This is a genomic window from Pontibacter sp. YIM B11418 (assembly GCF_059278805.1).
In genome coordinates this window covers 360,853-381,984 of record NZ_JCAEMH010000003.1, presented here as the reverse complement: position 1 = coordinate 381,984, position 21,132 = coordinate 360,853, and the positions used below count along the sequence as shown (strand labels likewise).

At 51.6% G+C, this 21,132-nt stretch carries 18 protein-coding genes; 9 read left to right on the top strand and 9 right to left on the bottom strand.

Going from position 1 to position 21,132, the window contains the following annotated elements; genetic code table 11:
• Positions 1-49: 49 nt before the first annotated feature.
• Positions 50-1,300, bottom strand: coding sequence for a pyridoxal phosphate-dependent decarboxylase family protein (locus AC4QZR_RS09350; RefSeq protein ID WP_494480667.1), 1,251 nt, complete (start codon positions 1,298-1,300; stop codon positions 50-52).
• 575 nt (positions 1,301-1,875) lie between these two features.
• On the opposite strand from AC4QZR_RS09350, the gene AC4QZR_RS09345 reads away from it, so the two are divergent.
• The 4 genes from AC4QZR_RS09345 (at position 1,876) to AC4QZR_RS09330 (ending at position 5,538) form a co-directional block, all read left to right on the top strand.
• Positions 1,876-2,547, top strand: a complete 672-nt coding sequence (locus AC4QZR_RS09345; protein WP_253406001.1) for a carbonic anhydrase family protein — start codon at positions 1,876-1,878, stop codon at positions 2,545-2,547.
• Positions 2,522-3,202, top strand: coding sequence for a TetR/AcrR family transcriptional regulator (locus AC4QZR_RS09340; protein ID WP_494480666.1), 681 nt, complete (start codon positions 2,522-2,524; stop codon positions 3,200-3,202). The genes AC4QZR_RS09345 and AC4QZR_RS09340 overlap by 26 nt, the downstream gene beginning before the upstream one ends.
• A gap of 144 nt (positions 3,203-3,346) precedes the next feature.
• Positions 3,347-4,363 carry an NADP-dependent oxidoreductase gene (locus tag AC4QZR_RS09335; protein WP_494480665.1) on the top strand — a complete coding sequence of 339 codons (1,017 nt, stop codon included), beginning with the start codon at positions 3,347-3,349 and terminating at the stop codon, positions 4,361-4,363.
• Between the two features lie 17 nt (positions 4,364-4,380).
• On the top strand, positions 4,381-5,538 hold the full coding sequence (locus AC4QZR_RS09330) for an iron-containing alcohol dehydrogenase (protein ID WP_494480664.1): 1,158 nt from the start codon (positions 4,381-4,383) through the stop codon (positions 5,536-5,538).
• Positions 5,539-5,622: 84 nt separating this feature from the next.
• Here AC4QZR_RS09330 and AC4QZR_RS09325 read toward each other — a convergent pair whose 3' ends face one another.
• Positions 5,623-5,982, bottom strand: coding sequence for an STAS domain-containing protein (locus AC4QZR_RS09325; protein ID WP_494480663.1), 360 nt, complete (start codon positions 5,980-5,982; stop codon positions 5,623-5,625).
• 421 nt (positions 5,983-6,403) lie between these two features.
• Here AC4QZR_RS09325 and AC4QZR_RS09320 point away from each other — a divergent pair, with 421 nt between their 5' ends.
• Positions 6,404-12,238 carry a carboxypeptidase-like regulatory domain-containing protein gene (locus AC4QZR_RS09320; protein WP_494480662.1) on the top strand — a complete coding sequence of 1,945 codons (5,835 nt, stop codon included), beginning with the start codon at positions 6,404-6,406 and terminating at the stop codon, positions 12,236-12,238.
• Between the two features lie 366 nt (positions 12,239-12,604).
• Complete coding sequence (locus AC4QZR_RS09315) at positions 12,605-12,850, top strand: hypothetical protein (RefSeq protein ID WP_007652719.1); 246 nt, start codon at positions 12,605-12,607, stop codon at positions 12,848-12,850.
• A 240-nt stretch (positions 12,851-13,090) separates the two neighbouring features.
• Here the strand turns inward: AC4QZR_RS09315 and AC4QZR_RS09310 are convergent, their stop codons facing one another.
• The 4 genes from AC4QZR_RS09310 to AC4QZR_RS09295 all read right to left on the bottom strand — a co-directional run bounded on the left by AC4QZR_RS09310 (position 13,091) and on the right by AC4QZR_RS09295 (position 16,954).
• Positions 13,091-14,446 (bottom strand): 4Fe-4S binding protein, encoded by a 1,356-nt coding sequence (locus AC4QZR_RS09310; RefSeq protein WP_494480661.1) that lies wholly within the window; start codon positions 14,444-14,446, stop codon positions 13,091-13,093.
• 15 nt (positions 14,447-14,461) lie between these two features.
• Positions 14,462-15,841 carry an NAD(P)/FAD-dependent oxidoreductase gene (locus AC4QZR_RS09305; protein WP_494480660.1) on the bottom strand — a complete coding sequence of 460 codons (1,380 nt, stop codon included), beginning with the start codon at positions 15,839-15,841 and terminating at the stop codon, positions 14,462-14,464.
• A 147-nt stretch (positions 15,842-15,988) separates the two neighbouring features.
• On the bottom strand, positions 15,989-16,234 hold the full coding sequence (locus tag AC4QZR_RS09300) for a hypothetical protein (RefSeq protein ID WP_494480659.1): 246 nt from the start codon (positions 16,232-16,234) through the stop codon (positions 15,989-15,991).
• 63 nt (positions 16,235-16,297) lie between these two features.
• Positions 16,298-16,954: a hypothetical protein gene (locus AC4QZR_RS09295; RefSeq protein WP_494480658.1), complete on the bottom strand. Its 657-nt coding sequence runs from the start codon at positions 16,952-16,954 to the stop codon at positions 16,298-16,300.
• Between the two features lie 131 nt (positions 16,955-17,085).
• Between AC4QZR_RS09295 and AC4QZR_RS09290 the strand changes: the two genes are divergently transcribed.
• From AC4QZR_RS09290 to AC4QZR_RS09280, 3 genes are all read left to right on the top strand, one after another.
• Positions 17,086-17,760: a hypothetical protein gene (locus tag AC4QZR_RS09290; protein WP_494480657.1), complete on the top strand. Its 675-nt coding sequence runs from the start codon at positions 17,086-17,088 to the stop codon at positions 17,758-17,760.
• A 68-nt stretch (positions 17,761-17,828) separates the two neighbouring features.
• On the top strand, positions 17,829-18,362 hold the full coding sequence (locus tag AC4QZR_RS09285) for a hypothetical protein (RefSeq protein ID WP_494480656.1): 534 nt from the start codon (positions 17,829-17,831) through the stop codon (positions 18,360-18,362).
• Positions 18,363-18,562: 200 nt separating this feature from the next.
• Entirely contained in the window at positions 18,563-19,105 is a 543-nt protein-coding gene (locus AC4QZR_RS09280) for an SRPBCC family protein (protein WP_494480655.1), read from the top strand.
• Positions 19,106-19,185: 80 nt separating this feature from the next.
• On the opposite strand, the gene AC4QZR_RS09275 is transcribed toward AC4QZR_RS09280, so the two are convergent.
• From AC4QZR_RS09275 to AC4QZR_RS09265, 3 genes are read right to left on the bottom strand one after another with little or no spacing between them, the layout of a single operon-like run.
• A complete protein-coding gene (locus tag AC4QZR_RS09275; protein ID WP_494480654.1) occupies positions 19,186-19,632 on the bottom strand; it encodes a DUF421 domain-containing protein in 447 nt (148 codons plus the stop codon).
• A gap of 9 nt (positions 19,633-19,641) precedes the next feature.
• Positions 19,642-20,145, bottom strand: coding sequence for a hypothetical protein (locus tag AC4QZR_RS09270; RefSeq protein ID WP_494480653.1), 504 nt, complete (start codon positions 20,143-20,145; stop codon positions 19,642-19,644).
• Positions 20,146-20,187: 42 nt separating this feature from the next.
• Positions 20,188-21,081, bottom strand: coding sequence for a hypothetical protein (locus tag AC4QZR_RS09265; protein WP_494480652.1), 894 nt, complete (start codon positions 21,079-21,081; stop codon positions 20,188-20,190).
• Positions 21,082-21,132: the final 51 nt, after the last annotated feature.

Sequence of the window (21,132 nt, the reverse complement as noted above, 5' to 3'; positions counted from 1 at the left end):
CCCGCTAAAGGAGCCTTTTCTGATTTATGGGTTACCTGTCAGGTATAGCTTATTCTGCTAGGCAGGCTTCCTGCTGGTAGGCTTTCAAATCCGCGAGTAGCGGGATCAGGCGATCAATGGTCACGTGGTCCATCACCACCACCTTATACCAATTGGCGTCATGGTGATTATCCGGCACAAGGCCATACTTGCTGGCGATGCCCCTGTTCAGGTACTCGCTGCGGATCGTGATGATGTTGGAGTATGGGTTGCGGTAGTAGGCTATACCTGCCTTGTCGAGCTCAGTGGCCAGCCAGGCGGCGCGGTTGAGCAGGGTAGTGGTTTTTTCCTCCCAGCCGTAGCGTCCGTAGGTCATCAGGATCATCCAGACGGCAATGGCGTTGGCGCCGGAGCGACTACCGATCAGCGTAAAATCTTCTCCCTCCACGTAGCTGGCTTCCTTGGTGTTGGCATGCTGCATAAAGCCTTCCCGGATAAGAAAAATACCCGTGCCGTATGGCGCCTGTACCATCTTGTGCGCATCCAGCGTCACAGAGGTGATGTGCTTGTTCTGGAAGTTAAGCGTGTTATTGGGGTTAGTGAAAGGGTAGATGAAGCCGCCGAAAGCCGCGTCCACATGGATCATGAACTGGCAGTTGTTATCTTCAAGTGATGCTGCATATAACTCAGCGTTATCAACTGATCCAAACATAGTTGTCATCATGTTAGTGATCACAATAAAGTGGCTTTTGCCTTTTGCTTTCTGGGCAGCGATCACTTCCTGCAGGTGGGTTTCGTCGATGGTGCGTGTGTCGCTGTCCACCTGCACCGTAGCGATGTCGAGGTCGAAGACGTTGGCGGCCTTGCTCATGGAGTAGTGGCTGTCGCGGGAGCACAGAATGCAGATGCTCTCGTTGCGCACGCCGTCGCGGTTGCGGAAGTAATTGCGGTAAATCCAGATGGCCTGCAGGTTGGCCTCCGTGCCGCCGGCTGCTACATAGCCGTCGCAGCTTCCGGGCTCAGCTTTCAGGATCTGCTCGGCGCACAGACCGATCAGCTCGCGCTCGATCTGGTGCGTGCCCCTGAAAAAAGATTCGGAAGCGCCCAGGGTATGGCAGCCAATGTGGTTGGGGTTATGGATCAGCGCCGTCAGGAAGGGAGCGTCTTTCAAAAAAGGGGCATCTTGGTAAAACACTTTGTTATCAAGGTGCGAGCCAGGTATACCCAGTATGTTCTCGTCATAGAAATTCACGTTCTCGGCCAGGGCGTTGAAGACAATCGTCTGAATGGTGTCCTTGCTGAGTTTGTTCCACTGTTGCATACTCGTAAGCGGGGTTTAATGATAAATAAAAGGGCTTTGCCGGTACGCTGCTGTCCAATGGCAGAGCAGGCAAATATACAACTTTCAGCAGACATGCTTCCTGCGGGGCAGTACCGGCTCCTCCCTTCCAGATTGCGATTTACGAGTGTCTGCTCCTGAAAACAATGATATAAATCATACAGCCAGTAATAAAAATCACGAAAAAACTGGGAACTGAAATGTGTGTGGCTTTACTTTGTAGTATTATAGTAAAACTATCGAATTGAGGTTATGAGCCTATACCTTAAGCAGAATGCGCTATACTTACCGTTAAAGACTATGTGGCTTAATGTCCGGTCTACCTCTGTCTCCCGGCACTATTGCCACTTTCGCAGAGGACATAATCGGCATGGGCATCTGGAGTAATGGGTGCATGCTCACAGACCTGTCCGCAGCAAAGACAGCCACCTGAAAATAAAGGACACGACTGGGAGTGAAAAATTGAAATACGAAGAGAGGAAGTTCTAAAAACATCCGAACTTTGCCGGGCAGGTTGCTCGAAAGATTACCCAATGATTCAAAAAATAGTAAAATCCATGAGAACGCAAAATAGAGAAACACAGGCAGAGCTAACCCCACAGCGCGCAAAAGAGATTCTGTTGGAAGGCAACAAGCGCTTTGTGAGCAACCTGAAAGTGAATCGCAACCTGCTGCAGCAGGTCAACGAAACGTCAGAAGATCAGTTTCCGTTTGCCATCGTGTTGAGCTGCATCGACTCCCGCACCTCGGCTGAGTTGATCTTCGACCAGGGCTTAGGTGATATCTTTAGTACCCGCGTTGCCGGCAATGTGGTGAACGAAGACATACTGGGGAGCATGGAGTTTGCCTGCAAAGTGGCCGGTTCCAAGCTGATCGTGGTGTTGGGACACAGCAGGTGCGGCGCCATAAAAGGAGCCTGCGACCACATAGAGATGGGCAACCTGAGCACACTGCTGCACAAGATAGCGCCAGCCGTAAACGCTGTGGAGTATGCCGGTGAGCGGAGCTCCAAAAACAACGAATTTGTAGAAAAAGTGGCCGAAACCAACGTGGTGTGGGCCATCGGTGAGATAAAGAAAAATAGCCCGATCCTTCGCGAAATGATAGAAAAAGGCGAGATTGGCATCGTAGGCGGAATGTATAACGTGGAAACCGGCGTGGTGAACTTTTACAATGACGCTGAAAACCTGACGGAGACACTTCATGAAGAACTTGCTGGCAAATATTAAGATCAAAGTAGAGGAGAAGGTATACCTCAAAGACCCGGAGGGATCCGAAAAAGGGCGTGACATCGTCGAGCACGGCATTCTCCTGATTGATGAACTGGGGCTGGAGGCCTTCACCTTTAAAAAACTGGCGGAGCGCATCAACAGTACGGAGGCAACCATCTACAGGTACTTCGACAGTAAGCACATGCTGCTCTCGTACCTGATCTCGTGGTACTGGAACTGGCTGGAGTACAGGCTGGTGTTCGCCATTAACAACATTGAGTCGCCGGAGGAGCGCCTGCGCATTGCGATTAGCATCTTGTCAGGTAGAATCGAAAACGATATGGATTTTGAGCACATCGACGAGGTAACGCTGCAGCGCATTGTGGTGGCCGAGTCGGCCAAAGCCTACCTTACCAAGACGGTGGATGCCAACAACAAGGAGGGTTTCTTTTTGAGCTACAAGCGTCTCTGCAAGCGTATAGCCGGCATCGTGCACGAAATCAACCCGGATTATATGTACCCGGCCTCCCTGGTCTCCACAATAGCGGAGAGTGCGCATTACCAGAAGTTCTTTGCGCTGCACCTGCCCTCGCTGACGAACATACACGAAGACGGCAATGGCGAGCTGGAAGATTTCCTGACACACATGATATTTAAAACGATCGAGAAATAAGCAACAGTAGTACATCGCAGTGAAGGATGCTATCGGCAAAGGGCCGGTAGCATCCTTTTTTCGTTTAAGGCCGCCTGATTCAAGTATAATTATAACCCACAGGGCCAATTTTGCATACACTAATAGGTATAACAAACAGAGCCTATGAAAACCAGAAGCATTTTATTGAAAAGCCGTCCGCAGGGCATGCCTACGGAGGAGAACTTTGAGTTTAGAGAAGAAGAACTTCCCGGCTTGCAAGAGGGACAGCTGCTGCTGAAGTCGCTCTACGTATCGGTGGACCCTTACATGCGCGGCCGCATGAGTGATGTCAAATCTTATGTGGCGCCCTATAACCTGAACGAGCCCATAGCCGGGGGTGTGGTGGCGGAAGTAGTGGAAAGTCGCAACGAGAGGTATAAGTCAGGTGCCGTTGTGCTGGGCAACCTCCCCTGGCAAACTTACAGCATCTCCGACGGCAAGGGCCTCAATCCGCTGGACCCGGACCTGGCGCCGCTGAGTTACCACCTGGGTATACTGGGCATGCCGGGTATGACGGCCTACTGCGGTCTGCTATTCATCGGAGAGCCAAAGGAAGGAGAGACGGTCGTAGTGTCCGGCGCGGCGGGGGCAGTGGGTACCGTAGTCGGGCAGATCGCCAAACTGAAAGGCTGCCGCGTGGTAGGTATAGCTGGTTCCGATGATAAGACAGCGTATCTCAAAAACGAGCTTGGCTTTGATGAGGCCATCAACTACAAAACCACTTCCAACATGCGCGAGGCTTTAGCAACTGCCTGTCCTGGTGGGGTGGACGTTTACTTCGACAATGTGGGTGGGGAGATATCAGACGCTGTGTATAGCCTGTTAAACAAATTCGCCCGCATTGCGGTTTGCGGACAGATCGCGCTGTACAATGCCACCTCAGTGCCGACTGGTCCGCGGGTGGAGCCTGTCCTGCTCAAAAAGAGCGCCCTGATGAAAGGCTTTATCGTGAGCGACTATGCCGCCCGCTTTCCGGAAGCAGCAACTGAAATGGTAAGCTGGGTAAAAGCTGGTAAACTGCAGTACGAAGAGCACATTGTAGAAGGTTTTGATCAACTGCCACAGGCCTTCTTCGGCTTATTCAGAGGCGAGAACACGGGCAAGCTGCTTGTGAAAGCGGCAGATTATAACACCAATTAATTAGCAGAATTTAATTTATGAACAATTTCACTTTTTATAACCCCGTTAAGATCCTGTTCGGAAAGGGGCAGATCGCAGCCCTGGCTACTGAAGTACCGGCTAATGCACGCGTGCTGATGGCTTATGGCGGCGGGAGTATTAAGAAAAACGGCGTATACGAACAGGTTATGGCCGCCTTAAAAGGGTATGAGGTGGTAGAGTTTGGCGGCATAGAGGCCAACCCGCGCTACGAAACTCTGATGAGGGCAGTAGACCTGGCAAAACAGGAGCAAGTGGATTACATCTTGGCCGTAGGCGGCGGCTCTGTCATCGACGGGGTTAAATTCATCGCAGCGGCTATACCTTTCGAAGGTGGCGATCCCTGGAAAATATGTTCCGAGAAAGTGCCCGTGACCAAAGCCATTCCTTTTGGAGCCGTGCTGACCTTGCCGGCCACAGGTTCTGAGATGAACTCCGGTTCTGTGATCACGCGGGAAGAAACCAGACAGAAACTTTCGTTCGGCTCGCCGCTTACGTTTCCTAAGTTTTCCATCCTTGATCCGGAGACCACTTTCTCGCTGCCTCTGCGCCAACTCAGTAATGGTGTGGTAGATGCCTTCACACATGTGCTGGAGCAGTACCTGACCTATCCGGTTAATGCGCCGCTGCAGGACCGTCTGGCGGAATCCATTTTGATCACGCTGAAGGAGGAGGGGCCGAAAGCGCTGCAAAACCCAACTGATTACGACACGGCTGCCAACATCATGTGGTGCGCGACTATGGCGCTAAACGGGGTGATCCGGGTAGGTGTCCCGACTGATTGGGCCACGCACATGATCGGTCACGAACTGACTGCCCTGCACGGCATCGACCATGCGCGCACCCTGGCCATTGTGTTACCGTCGTTGCTGCGCTACAAGCGCGATACGAAAAGAGAAAAGTTGCTGCAGTATGGTGAGCGGGTATGGGGCATCAGGCAGGGTAGTGAGGACGAGCGCATCGAAGCCACCGTGCAGGCCACCGTCGATTTCTTTGAGTCGCTGGGTATCCGAACCAAACTCAGGGACTACGAGGTAGACAAAAGCACAATCCAGCAAATTGTGAAACGTTTTGAAGAGCGCGGCGTGAAGAATCTGGGAGAGCGAGCCGATATTCAGGTGCCAGATGTGGAGCAGATCCTTACCATGAGCCTGTAGCAGGTATAGGTATACAGTCTGAAAAGAAAGAGCGCCCCTGTTTTGCAGAGGCGCTCTTTTGGTTTTATGGCAAAGCAAAAAGGCTTAGGCAGCGATTTGCGGGCTTTTTGCTTGTTCCGCTTCCTCAAAAGACTTAGCCTTTTCAAAAAGCGAGTCGAGGCGGAGGAGGCGGAACATGCGCTCTGTGGTAGCATTCATATCGCAGAGCACCACCTTTACATCCTGTTTTCGGATCTTGAGCAGTTCACTCACAAAAGAGCAGATGCTGCTATTGGTCAGGTGCAGGCGGTCGACGTGCGAGCAGTCAATCCAGAGTTCTTTGTTGCAATCACTTGGCGCCTCGGCGATTGCCTGGCGGATTTGATCGAGCGCTTGCTGTTTCACAAGGCCTTTTACAAAAAAGATATGGCGATTATGGTGCGAGGTGTGGTTGGTTATTTCCATGGCGACGTCCCTTAAAAAGATTTAAAAAATAAAGGAGGGTGCTTTAATAGCGGGAATGTCCTTTATTAAATTCCATAAAATTTAAAACAAGCTACTGGGTGATTATTGTATTTTTAAAGTACGAGGTAATTGGTATATAGTTATTTTGTTTTCAATTAAATTAGTTAAACAGTCAGAGAGCTCTTTTTTATTGGACTAAAGCTTACAGTTACTTGTAAAGGAATGTAGCTGTAATAGGATTCATCCTGTGCGCCTTTGTTCTGGTGGATTATTGTTAAAATGAAAAAATAGTGTGGTGTGTTGTTGCAGGTTGCTAAGAAATGTACCTGAACATGCGTAACTAATGCTGAAAGGGCTTTTGGCAATCAGGCATAAGAATATACTATTTTTAGTATATTGATAGGGAATTGACCCCACCGCTATGCTGAAACAACTACTGCTGCTCGCCTTTATTTTCTTGTGTTCCGTGCCTGCCTTCGCGCAGGGGCGTCTGGCTAACTCTCAGTTGCGCAGCCCCTATACCTATATCTATAAAATTACCGACGGGCAAGCCCTGAAGATTTATGAAAAGGGGCCGGACGTGGTGAAAAACAACTTCTTCCACACCGTCATCGATTCATTTGCGATCGGGAAGACCTACACCAAGCCACTGCCTCACGGCCACTACCTCTATATGCACGCCCAAGGTCCCGATCTGATTTACTGGCTCGAGACAAAGAGCCAACTGCAGGCGAAGCTGCTGCATCTGCAACCGGAGCTTGCCCTGCTGGTGCACGACAGTCTGGGACAGTTGGTAACGGGTGCGGAAGTAATGGCTGGCAAAAAGCGTGTGCCCTTTGATGGCAAGACGAACACTTACCGGCTGAAAAAAGGACCAAAGAAGGGAGTAGTCAGCGTGAGCCACCAGGGCCATACCTTTTATGAAGAACTCGCGCCGCAGCAGCATCAGTATCATTACAAACCAAAGTGGTGGCAACGACTGATCAACACCTGGCCGATCTACTATACCTGGCAGCCTTTTCGGGATGTGTACAGAACCATTCAATGGGGGCATCCGGAAGGCTGGATCCGCAGTGTGGTTGCTATTTTTGACGAGGACTATCGTCGCGAGAAACCTGAAAAATACAAAGGCTACCTGGTCACCAACAAGCCACTATACCAACCCGGCGACACGGTCAGGTATAAGGCGTATGTGGTGAACAGGAATGGCAAGCCCGTGCCGTACGAGGCGCAGCTGATACTGTATGGTTATGATATTAAGCGCAAAAAACTGGGGGAGCTCGAGCCTTACCGCAAAGGAGCATACGAAGGCTGGTTTGTGCTGCACGACAGCCTGAACCTGCGGCTGGATGCTACCTATAACTTATTGCTGGAAAGAACCAATAAGCGGGAGGATGTGCTGGTACGCCACTCGTTCACCTACGAAGACTATGAACTAAAGGAAAACAAGTATATCCTGCGACTGGCGCACGAGGAGCACCAGGCTGGTGTAAAAAACCAGGTGCACGTGCGCGGCACCGACGCCAACGGACTCAATCTGCTCGATGCCCGGGTAGAGGTTGTGGTGCTTACCCGGCAGGTATTCGGGTCGCGGGAGCAGCAGGTGTTCGTACCCGACACGCTTTGGAAGCACAGTCTGCCGCTGGAAGCTACCGGCGAAACAAGCATTTCCATACCTGCCACTTCTTTCCCGAAAGCCTCCTTGCGCTATCAGGTGAGGGCTGATTTTCTGAACAGCAGCAACGAACGCAGTTTCCAGTCCGCTGATGCCAGCTATACCTATACCCCGGGGCAGCTGAAACTCTCCCTCTCGCAGGATAGTCTGCTGGCTCAGTATCTGGAAGGCGACAAGCCCGCGCCGCAGGAGGCGCAGCTGATTGCCGTAGACGCAAAAGGCAACAAAGTGCTGGAGCAGCAGGTGCAACTGCCTTACCGTTTGCCTGTGAACCCTTACGTGCGACGTTACATTCTGCAGACCCCGGAGCAGGAGGTATCACTTGCCCTCAATACCGAAAATGCACAGCTACAGGCCTATACCGACCGAAGCAAGGACTCGCTTTACTTTGTGCTCGACAATCCGCGCAAGCTGCCTTACTGGTACTTCGTGTACCGGGGCGATAAATTGGTGGAGCAGGGAAGAGGGCAGGAGCGGGAGCTGCGCTATACCCGGGCTTTGCGCGGCAGCGACCCTTATTTTGTGACGTTCCGCTACATGTGGGGCGGTGAGATCCGGTCAGATGAAAAAGTGGCTCCGCACCGCAGGTATACCCTGAACCTGGAAGTGGAAGCGCCACAGGTTGTCTACCCGGGCCAGCAGAGCGACCTGACCGTGACCGTGCGTGATGCCAAAGGCAAGCCAGTACCCAACGCTGACCTCACTGCCTATGCCATCACCTCCAAATTCACGGCGCAGGGTGTGCCCACACTGCCGTCATGGGACAGGTATAAAGGGCGCAAATCATACCAGAAACTGAAGCTTAACAACGAAGACAAAGCTACCTCGCAGCTGATGGACTGGCAGGTATGGAGCCGCCGCATGGGGCTGGACAGCATAGCCTACTACAATTTCCTATACCCGAAGCAGGGCATTTTTACAGAATACAGCCTTTCCCGCGACAGCCTCACACAATTCTCGCCTTTTGTAGTGGACTCCGGCCGTGTGGTCCCGGTGCATGTGGTATACCTGGATCGGGTGCCGGTGTATTTCTCCGGGACGGACGTGATGCCCGCCTATTCCTTTGCGGCTGATAGTGGCTATCATACCATCATGATGCGCACGGCCGACAAGCTGATCAAACTGGACAGCGTATACCTGCGGCCTTATCACAAACTGGTGCTGAGTGCCGACATCACAAAGTCTGATGTACCCTATGCGGCAAAAGCTGAAAAAGAACATGCGCTCTCAATCCGGGAGCGCAACAACCTGCACGGCTACCTGCTGCAGGTGGAGCAAAACTTCGGCAGCGATCTGGCTTACCTGAAGCAGGGCCGCCGGGTGTTGCGCATTCAGGGCAACCCTGCCCGGAACGACCATTATTACTCATCTGCAAAGTCCCTGCTGGCGGGGCCGTTCTCTCCCGGATTTTTGCAGTTTACAAGGTATAACCGCTTCAACACCACCTTCGACATGGAGCCGGGCTATACCTATACCTTTGAGCGGGAGCTGCTCAAAATGCGTGAGCGTCAGCTCCTGCCCGAGCATGTTCATCTTGGCAACTGGAACAAGAAGGAGCGCAATGCGGTGCCACTTTATGATAAAGCCTCAACTGAACAACAACTGCAGCAGGAGTGGGAGGATTTGAACCGGGAATTCTGGTTACAGAAAGCCTTGGGTAATAATCCGCGCTACGACGACTACCTCCCCAAAGGCCGTGCAGGCTGGCGACTTGACAGCGCCTTTACACAAAGGCCTACCATTGCCCTACTGCACAAGGCCGGTCAACCCGACTCCGCGCGCCTCTACAGCGGCAACACACTGCTGGTGTCAGGTATACCGGTTGGCAAATACCAGCTGACACTGCTGTTCCCGAACAGCAGCTACGTTACTACCGACCTGCGTGTGCAGGCAAACGGACAGGTACAGCTATACCTTCAACCAGCCGCTCAGAAACAGGCCGACAAGTATAGCCAGACGATGCAGCAGTTGATCAACAGAAGAATCAGAGAAGCTCAGCGTAGTGTAAGTATAGAGGCGCAGCAGCAGGTGATCCGGCAGATGCGCAATGACAACTATACCTCTGGTCTGGACGAATACAGCACCACCGTATCAGGCATAGTCGTGGATGCAGGGTCGGGTGAGCCGCTGCCGGGTGTGGCCGTGCTGGTGAAGGGAACACACATCGGAACGGCTACTGATGCGAACGGCTATTATCAGCTTGGTGTGCCTTCTAATGCTGTGCTGGTATTCCGCTTTCTCGGGTTTGCAACCTCCGAAGTTCCTACTGAGGGCAGGAGAGTGGTAGATACCTCTTTGAGTCAGGATATGAAACAACTCTCAGAAGTAGTGGTGGTAGGTTATGGGGCGCAGCGGAAAAGTGAGGTGACTTATGCTAATCAGTTAGCTGGAATTGCTCCGGGAGTCCAAATAGCGCATGATGGAGTCATACGCATCAGAGGCAACGCCTCCATCCAAAGCGCCAGTTCGCCGCTTATAATAGTGAACGGAATACCCTACAGCGGAGAACTATCCGACCTGGATCCGGCTTTGGTCGCTTCGATGACGAAGCTGGACGCAGCGGCAGGGATGGCGATTTATGGCTCCGTAGCGGCTGGCGGTGTGATCATCATCGGTGGCAAAACTGGTCCTGAAGGGCTCACCGCAGAGTTGCCGGTAGATGAGGCAGGTGCCATCCGCGAGAACTTCTCGGACTTCGCCTTCTGGCAGCCACGATTGCTCACCGACCGCAAAGGCCAGGCAACCTTCCCGGTCACTTTCCCGGGCGATATTACTAGCTGGAACACTTATGTACTGGGTATGGATGGCAAAAAACGCACGGGCATCTACAGCACCAGCATCAAGTCCTTTAAAGCAGTGATGGCCACGCTGGCGATGCCGCGCTTTCTGGTGGAAGGCGACAAAACGCAGGTCATCGGCAAGGCGCTCAATTACCTGCCGGATTCCTCCAACGTCAGCACACGCTTCGAGGTGGCAGGCAAGCAGGTACGTGAAAGTCAGATTTTGCTCAAGCGCGCCTATACCGATACCCTCACCTTTACAGCTCCGTCTGTGGCGCCTGACTCGGTAGAAGTGCTCTTTGCCTTGCGGTCAGCTGAAGGTATGGCCGACGGCGAGCGACGTCACATCCGGGTATACCCGAAAGGCACCGAAGAAACTACCGGCCACTTTCTGGCTTTGCACGCTGACACAACTTTGACGCTGGACTTCGAACCGGCCAAAGGCCCGGTGAAGCTGCACGCAAAAGGCAATCTGCTGGAGGTGATGCTCGAGGAAATCGACTACCTGCATAAATATGAATACTGGTGCAGCGAGCAGGCAGCCTCCAAACTCAAGGCGCTACTGCTGGAGAAACGCATACGGGAGCAGCTAGGCGAAAAATTTACACACGAACGTATGGTTCGTCGGTTGGTACGTCATCTCGAAAAGACACAGTTGCCGGAAGGCGCCTGGACCTGGTGGCAGTCTGGTCCGGCCTATACCTGGATCACGAGTCACGTAGTAGAAGCGCTGTCGCTGGCTAAAGTGGAAGGCTATGCACCGAAATACGACGAGCAGAAGCTGCAGGATTTTATGGTCTACCGGCTGGAGCAGGCCCGCTTCACGGACAAACTGCTGATGCTCGAAACGCTACACAAACTACAAGCCAAGGTTGACTACAATCGCTACGTGCAAGAGCTTTCGAAGCGGGAGGGCTTATCTTTAGAAGAACAGCTGCGCCTCACGCGCATGCGGCAGTTGCTCAAACTGGAGGCCCCGCTCGATACGTTGCAGAAATATAAGAAAGTAACCACACTCGGGGGGCTGCATTGGGGCGAGAAAAGGTATAGCCTCTTCAATAATTACATTTCCAACACGCTGCTGGCCTACGACATTCTGAAAGTAGCCGGTGGTCACGAGCAGGAACTGGCCAGTATCCGTGCCTATTTATTGAGCGAGCGTCGCAACGGCCACTGGCGCAATACCTATGAGTCGGCCCGCATACTGGAAACGCTGCTGCCTGATCTGCTCAATAAAAAAGAAGGCGATCAGCCACTCCAAAACACCCTGCAACTGACGGGGCCTTTGCGATTGGAAGCAAGTAAATTTCCGGTAGATACCACGTTTCTGCCGGGCCAGCCGCTGGTTATCCGCAAAACCGGCAAGCTGCCGCTATACCTGACTGCCTACCAGACTTACTGGAACGCCAGCCCGGAGCCGGTACAGAAAGACTTTGTAGTAAAAACCTCCTTTAAAGGTATAGCAAACCAAGCCGTTTTAACAGCTGGCAAGCCAATTGAACTGGTAATAGAAGTAGAGGCCAAAACCGATGCCGATTACGTGCTGATTGAAGTGCCTATACCTGCCGGCTGCTCTTACGACGAGAAAACAGGCAGGGGAGCTTACGAGGTTCACCGGGAATATTTCCGGCACAAAGTCGCCATTTTCGCTGACCGTCTGCCTAAAGGCAGGCATACCTATACCATTAAGCTATTGCCACGCTACAGCGGCGTGTACACAGTAAATCCTGCTAAGGCAGAACTGATGTATTTTCCGGTGTTTTATGGCCGCACCGGGCTGAAGGATGTGAGAATCAAATAAGTTAAATAAATACGCTGCAATGGCTTGTTTTTTTTCGGGATAAGGCAGGTTTTGATTTGGTCCTTTCAGAATACAAGTAACTAGTTATGAAGATTTTATCATTTATAAATGCTTTATTCAGGCCCCGAAAAAGCCATTTTGTTGTACTGTTAATATATTGTTAAATATTTTTACAACAATTATTGTGATTTAAAAGAATGTCGCCTAAATTGCACTATGCTGTTTAAATATAAACACATATATAATTCTATCCTGACATAAAAAACACACAACCTGATTTGAACTAAAATGTGTACTTTTTGGCTTTATACCCTGAATGCTACACTTCTTGGGAAGAATCAAAAACCAACATTTAACTTTTAGCCAATGTTAGATATCATCAATTTTATTGCGCTTGCCGGCATCTTTAACATCTGTTTTTTCTGGTATGCATCTACCAAAATGAAGACAAAGCCTGATCCGGTTAAGACGCTCGTTGTGTCTTTTGTATTCTCTATTCCACTTAGCTTTTTGTTGATCGCCGTTTACACAACCATGCTGCTTTATGCAGCGAAGATCGGCGCCAGCGAAGACGCCATGTGGGAATACATGGAGCAGGAAGAATTGCAGTAACACCTACAGGTATAGCAACAGCTAACCTGTTCTCTTAAACGCATCGCGGGCACTTGTAAGAAACAGGTGCCCGCGATGCGTTTGTAGCTTATAGGTTTTTCTGACTTGGATTCCCGGCAAAATGAGGGGAGCTATGATAAAAAAGAGAAACACTACACAGGTAGATTGCTGTCTCGTTAAGCGAAATTGAGAGAAGCGGAAACCTATTAAGGTATAGACTACGGGCCTCCCGCTTAGAGCTTAACTCAGAATCCGCAACTCGTCGCGCTTGATGAGCGGAGAGCCTGCATAGCGGTCTTCCCGTGGCCCATTCTCTAGCTTCAAGACCCCACGCGGACAAACATGTGCGCAAATGCCGCAGCCCACGCACGATGCCCGAATGATCGGCTCGCCCTGTTGCGCATACCAGCGCACATCGATGCCCATTTCACAGTAAGTAGAACAGTTGCCGCAGGAGATGCACTGTCCGCCATTGGTGCTGATACGAAAGCGGGAGAAATGCTTTTGCAGAAGACCCAGGTATGCCGCCATCGGACAGCCAAAACGGCACCACACCCGGTTGCCCATCAGCGGGTAAAAGCCCACGCCTACCACGCCAGAGAACATCGCCCCGATAAAAAAGCCATACGTACTGGCAAAGCCTCCCGACAAATCACCCAGCAAACGGCCTTCGCTCCACGAGTTGATCCAAAGGAAAAGCGTCGTGAGGATGACAAAACCCAGGATCGGGTAGATGATGGCCACTTCCCAGCGCCAGGCTTTGCGGCTCTTGTCGGAGAGGTGCCGGTAGGGGTCGCCGGCAGTTTCAGCCAGTCCGCCGCAGCCGCATACCCAGGAGCAGTACCAGCGCTTGCCGTAGAAGTAGGTGAGTACCGGCGTAGCCAGAAACGAGAAAACTGCTCCCCAGAACACCATAAATATGCCCAAAGCGGCTCCGTCGCGCACCAGATAGTCTATGGTGCCCGGGAAAAGATAATCGTACTTAAGCGGCCAGAAATAACTGAAGTAGTACTCCGGCTTGTTGAGCATGAGCAGCAGGCCCGGCAGCAGAAAAGCAAAACCCAACTGGAAAAACATCACCGAAATGGTACGGATAATGTGGTAGCGGCTGTTGCGGTACTTGAGCAGGGCGTATACCCCCATGACGAGAATAGCCAGGGTATAGAAAGTACCATATAGGAACCACTGGTCGCTGGGGCGGCTGCGCAGCCACTGACTCAGGGGCTCCGTGGCCTGAATCAATCCTTGCAATGTGTCCGGGAACCAGTAGAGCAGCACGTAAAAACCGGTGAGCACAAAGCCAATGACCCAGGCCGAAGGCCCTTGGGAAGTGGCCTCCTGTTGCCAGCGTCCGTGGTTTTGCTCGGCAGGTGATTTGTACCACCTACTTTGCCAGATGTAAACTAAAGCGCCAATCGTTAAGACAAGCGTACCACCCAGTCCGGTGAGAACAGGGGAGATATATTCAGCGCCTGCGGCAGCCACGAGTATACCCAATAGCCCGATACTGATAAGCAGCAGACCCGCCATTTTCAGCACATTTTGTGAAGTGTTGGAAGTTATGGAGGTAGTTTCAGAAAAGACGGCAGTTTGCATCAGTATGATCAGTAATTAACAGGAAGTAGAATTAGAAAACAGCCCGAAGCGCTTGCGCAGCTCCCACCAGTTGCTGTGTTTAACTGGCGGTTGCCGGTCCGGGAAACGGGTATAGTACTGGTGAAGAAGCTCTTCTTCGTAGCGCTGGAAAAACTCAGGATCGAAGTTGACGGCCGGCAGCTCCTGCATGACCGCGTGTAAGGTATAGCCTTGCTGCAACCAGTGGTGACACAAGTCGTGGCGGTAGCGGATGCCGAGTAAATTTATACCTAACAGCTTGTCTGTCCCCTTTTCGTAGAGGAAGCGGATTGCCTTTGTCGCCTCTTTATTCTGCCAGTAAAGCGATTCCTGTTGCTCCGTTAATTGCGCGGGCACGGTGCCATAGGTCTGGTATTCAATATCGAAGAACTTGGCTGAGTTGAACCAGGGACCCCGTTGGTAAGCCTTACGATTACCGAGCAGGGTAGAAGCCAGCGCCTCGGCGTGCAGCCGACCTGTATACCAGAGTTGTTCCATCATCGGCTGGCCCGGCGCCGGGTTTCGGAACTGGGTGCAGTCGCTGAGAGCGTATACATTGGGTTGGTTAGTTTCGAAAAACTCGTTTACCAGAATGCCCCGGTCGATGTCTATACCTGAACCTTTGAGGAAATCCACGTTCGGCTTTACGCCGGTGGTGATGCCCACAAACTGGCAGGGCAGCTCTTTGCCGGTGCGCGTCCGGATAGCGCGCACCCGACCTGCGTCATCAGCCAAGATCTCCTGCAGTTCTTCCTGTAGCAATAGTTCGATGCCGTGTTGTCGGATGTGGTCAGTCACGAGTTGGGCCTCTTCCCGAGGCAGCACGTTGTGCCAGTACAGTTTATCCCGAATCAGCATGGTCACGGCTATGCCACGACTCCGTAGCATCTCAGCCATCTCCACACCGATCAATCCTCCACCTACGATCACTGCCTGTGCTATACCTGCGGTGTTGGTTTTCATCATCTCCAGATCCTGCAGCGAGACAAGGCCCTGCACACCTTTCAGTGCTTGACCGGGCCAGTCGTAATAGGCGGCGCTGGAGCCGGTGGCCAGCACCAGTTTATCGTAGGGCAGAGGAGCGCCATCACGCAACACCAGCTTTTTGTCGCTTGTATCCACACGCTCCACAAAGTCATGCACTAACTCGGTCTGCTGTTCCTGCCAGTACCAGTCGGCATAGGGCACGATGTCCTGAAAGCGCATATGGCCCATATACACGTACATGAGGGCCGTGCGGGAAAAATGCAACGGCGACTCTGCCGACACCATCGTAATGCGGCAGTCACTCCCTTGCCGAACGCGCTGCGCCAAAGTAGCGCCCGCTATGCCGTTGCCGATAATGACTAAGTGCTCCTGTGAGTTGATCTTCTCCATTGAAAAAGCCTATACCGAGTAAACGGCTATACCTGTTATACTTTGCTGTGGCAAACAAGGTATAGCCAAATATACGAAATAAGGGCAGGCATAAAAAAAGAAGGCCGGGTCATCCCCAGCCTTCCTCTATGCAAATCCATTTAAATGTTAGCGGCTGCCAGCACTGCTGCCGACATCCTGTCCGCCGTCTTCCACACTTTTACCGCCCTGACGTCCGCCGCTGCGGGGCTCGTTGCCAATGCTACGACCGGCCTGGTCACTCTCCTCAGAACGTGAAATTTGCTCTGTGGAATCCTTCCTGGCAGTAGGGTGGATGTTCGGTACTTTGTTTCCCTCGTTTATTTTGCTTTTGTTTTGATCTTTGTTCTGGTCTTTATTCTTATCTGCGTTCATCTTTTAGCTGTTTTAGTTGTCTTCGGTTTTACTCTGTATTAGCTTCAGGGTTATGGCTATACCTTAGTAGCGGTCATAATCCGGATTGGAAGCGGTGTTATCCGGTGGACCATAGCGGCGTGGCTCCCGCTGTTCGTAGCTGCCCTGGCGTTGGCGCAACTCACCGGTCAGGGGATTGTAACGACGGTTATAGTCCGGATCGGAGTTGTAGCCGCCGTCGTAGCCATAGCTCAGGGAGCCGGCCATGTTGCCATAGTTCTCACCTCGTTGATACGGCAGGTTATCGGGACGGTAGTCGGCGTCGAAGTTGCTGGAATGATGGCTGTAATAATCACCGTTCTGCTGATCGCTACCACGCATACCCCTGCTGCTATAGTCTGATCGGTTGTCGCGCATACCTGCGCTGCCACCATAGCGTCCACCAAAGTCATTTTCAATTCCTTGTCGTGAACTTCCGCCGCGGTAGCTCTGCTGGTACAGACGCTCGGTATAGCCATCGTTGTCTTGCAGGTTGCGGCTGCGGCGGTATACGTAGTCACCTCCGTGGTTATCGTGGTTGCGGTCTCTCTCCCCCAGATCGCCATGGCGGGAGCGGTTGTAGGTGGTGTAGTGACTGTCTTCGTCTAAACGGTAGGCGCCCCTGTACTGCGATTCGTCTAATCGACGGTTGTCGTGTGTGCGATCATCGCGTCGGTCCTGCCAATTATTATGTCTGTCCATAGTTTTATCTTGATTGGTACACCATCTATTAACGCACAATCCGGTTGTGAGTTTAGTACTTGTCATTAACCCAAAGCGGGGGCATGCCCGTAAACAGTAGCTGAATTATGTAGGAACTAAAACACAACGCTATGAGAAACAACCGAGAAGAAAACCGTGAAAATCGTAACGTGGAGCCACGCTGGGCGCACAGCCACCACCATGGCGAGAACTCAGACCGCGGCAACTACACCGTGGATTCGCGCTTCAACAGCGGCTACGGTGCGCAGGAAGACGACTTCTACGATACCAGATCTTTCAACACCAACATTGACCACGAATACGGCTCCAGGCAGGGACGCTTTCAGCCGGGCGGGGCACAATACAGTGGCGAAGATTATACTTCGAGCAGACGCAGAAGAAACGACAACCCCTATGGCATGAGTTATGTGCCAAACGACGATTACAATTCAGACCGACACTACGATCCGCAGGCCGACTACAGCAACCGCGACTATGACGACCTGCGTCGTCTGGGCAACTCATGGACGCGAACGGGTTTGGGTGATGAGCGCTTTGGACATGATGTAGGCCAAGGCGATCGTAATTTCCAGGGCCACTCCTCCATAGGAGACTATGAGTCGTATCGTCGTTACGAGCTGGACAACCGGATGTATGACAACGATTACAGCGGTGGCTTTGCCGGACGTAACCACACCGAGGGCCGCGACCACTTTGGTGAGGACAGCCATTACAGCAACCTCGGCCGCTGGGGACAGGAGAGCCGCACGCAGCGCCGCTCTGAAGATCGACACAACCGACACTAATTTGTAAAACCATGCAGCCGCAGGAGCGCGTTCTTCTGCGGCTGCCATTTAAAAGAGAAAATATAACTATGAGAGATTACAGAGATCAAAATTATAATGATTACAGCCGCCAGTATGAACAGGAGTATCCGCGCCAGCAGTACTACCGCGAGGAGCGCCACGACTGGGGGAGAAGACCTGAAGACGAGGGGGCCGGTCGGCAGTACCGCGCAAGGTATGAGAACCCACGCATGCCCGAAGGCAACTACCGCGGTGATATGGAGGATTACTACAACACCACCTATGAAACCAATAACTACAGTGGTGTGCCACGCCATGAAGAGTACGGCTTGCCGCATGGTTCCGAAAACGACCTGGGAAGGGTAAGCCGGGGCAATCCGCAATTCTACAACCCCGACAGCTTTGAGAGGACCCGCTACCGCTACAGTTCAGGGTATAATCCAAATTACGACAACCCCGAGGAAGGCGACCTGTACCGAAACTTCGACAGCCGGGGAAACCATGGCTATCGCCACGACGCTTCTTACGGCGCGGCCGATGAGTTCCGCGATTTCGGCGATGATCACTATGGCTCGTCTGAACAAAGTGGCAGGTACTATTAAGAGCGGCCCGGCGAAATGATATTACGCGCTTGTATACTTTTTTTAACTCTTGCGTATAAGTCACTATACATTAGTATTGAATTTCCATCTGAGAAAGGCCACAGCGTAACAGCTGTGGTTTTTTTCATTTCTTACGACATTTTGAAAATTGTATTAAATTAATTTGAATTGATAAGAATTTACGTTTACCATAAACTTATATGCATGTATTAAAATCTTTACTGCTAGGAGCTGCCACGTTAATCGCTATTCTGGGCATTATTTCGATTAGCCTGCCCCGTCAGATCCATTTGCAACGCGATATCATCATTGATGCCCCTGCTGAAGTGGCTTTTGAGCAGCTCAGTGATTTGCGCAACTGGCCCAAATGGCTGCCAGGACACCACCTTGACCCAGCTGAGAAGCTTAATGCTGGCCCGGCCATAGGCGCGCGCTACAACTGGAAGAGCCAGCGGAGGAGCATCGGGCAGGGCGTGGTTACGATTGTAGAAGTCGAGCCACCAAGCCGGCTTGTCACTAACCTCGAATTCGAAGAAAATGATAAAGCAAACAGCACCTTTGTATTGGAAGAGACAGAAGAGGGCACGAAACTTACCTGGCATTTTGAACAATACATAGGAGACAACCCAGTCCGGAAGTTTTCGAGTCTGTTGATTGATAGTACTGTAGGAGAGGAGTTTGAGGATGGCCTCAATAATATCAAAAAAGAAGTGGAGTCCAGGTATGCGCTGACCGACAACTAAGCAAGGACCTTATTCGCTGTAACCAGTAGGTATAGCAAGGTATAGCCTGAAAAAGCTATACCTTTTTTTATTTCCTTCTTTTACTGTTCTTTCGGGATGATGGTGATCCTGCCGTCTTTTTCCAAAATGGCGTACTTGATCTGATCGAGCCGTTGCAGCCCTTGCAGATCCCGTGCCGACTCCATGATATCTGCCTCGTCTACCCGCACTTTCTTCAGCCGGTCGTGCAGCAGTTTGCCATCGTCCAGGAGAATGACCGGTACGCCGTCCAGCACCTTTCCAAAGTATTTGAATTTCTGTTTGAGAAGCGAGAGACTGATGTCGGTAAGCAGAAGCGTAACGATCAGCAAAAAGCTATTGGTAATAGACTTATCCTCGCTACTGAGCGCCTGCTCTGCCGTTTCAGCAATGATCAGCAAGAGCACGAAGTCGAACACCGTAGCCTCGTACAGGGTTCTTTTGCCGCTTATCCTGAAAATAATCATCAGGAACACATACAAGATTAATCCTCTGATAACGGTTTCCATAGCGTAGACTTAAGGGTATATGAATGGTGTGATACGAACAGCTTTTTCGGAAGTAGAGAATTGCAAAGGCAGGGAGCCCATGCCATCAGGCTTCACGTAGAAGATGACTAAAAACGGCTGGTTGGCGGAAGCAAAACGATACGTAATGCCCTGCTCGTGGGTGAATTGCTCCGAAGGTTCAGGAAGGATCCTTTCTACATGGAGTTTCTCGTAAAAATCTTTGTTGAGTCGCAGGTCCATGAGGGAGTCTCCGCCGGAGGGGACCAGTTTTACTTTGATTTCGGCCGGGGCACCGCGTCTCAAAAACCGTTCATATTCGATCTCAAGCCCATCGGCACTGCTGCCGGCTTTTAATTTCTGTAGGTTGCCAATGCCACCATTGCCGGTAAAACCCAGCAAAGCGGCAATTACGACTAAGACCATCAGGACCCAGGCTACCCGCTGGACTTTCCAGTTGGCGCTTTCCAGTTTAATATCCTCGTCTATTTCGAGTTCACCCTTGTGTTTTTTCACGGCTATACCTTGCTTTTGCAGGTATATAACGCTTGCACAACTTTATGGTTTTACCAGGCTGTCAGGACTGGCGATTTCGGGGTAGGCTTCTGTTTTAAAATCGGCCACTTTCTTGTAGAGCTTGCCCTTTTCGGCAGGAGAGGACAGGAAAAGCGTGACCTTGGAAGTGTTGAAGTGATTGGACAAATCGGCCAGCAGATCAGGTATACCATCGCGGTCCAGATCGCCTACCCAGAGGAGCACATAAATGGCACTCTCAAAATTCTCATCAGATGCCAGTTCCTGCGAAATCCTGCGTCCGTTCTTAGTACCTGACACCGTCCACTTATAGTTCTGCACCGAGTAGGATTCGGATCCTTCCTGCTGTATGCTGTCGCCGCTGGCCGACAGGGTATAGGTCTCGCCTTTATATCGGAGGTCGATGGCTGTATTCGGCAAAATGACCTGATTGGAGTAGCCCACTGTGTCTATTTCACTCTCCTGTAGTTTGGCTATACCTGTCACGAAGAAAAGTGTATTCTGGTGTTCACCTCGCACTTCACGACCGGATTGTACCTGCCGTCCTTTGTCATAAACCGGATCGAAAAAAGTAGTGACCTGCAGGTGACTGGGCTGCAGCCGGAAAACGCTGTCTTGCTGCACCAGCGCCATCCAGGACTTTTGCTCCGCACCCTGCCATACCTCATGTTTATGGAAGCGCCCCTCGATCATGATCTTAGCGGCCGTGTTGGGTTCAGGGCTTAAATCGGCCGTGTCGGGGGTATAATGCTGCAGCTCGTCGTCGTGGGGTAGCTTAGCGGAGTCAGGCGCCTCTGCCAGGCTGGTGTCGGTTTCCACCAGATGCGCATGATCCGTTGTATCGGCCTGTGACTTGTCCGGGGAGCTATTGCATGCCACCATGCTCAGGGCTAGAAACAGGATCGCAGGTATGCGCATTGTGGTAGGGTATTAGGATAGAAGAAAACGAATATAGCGAAAATATCTCTG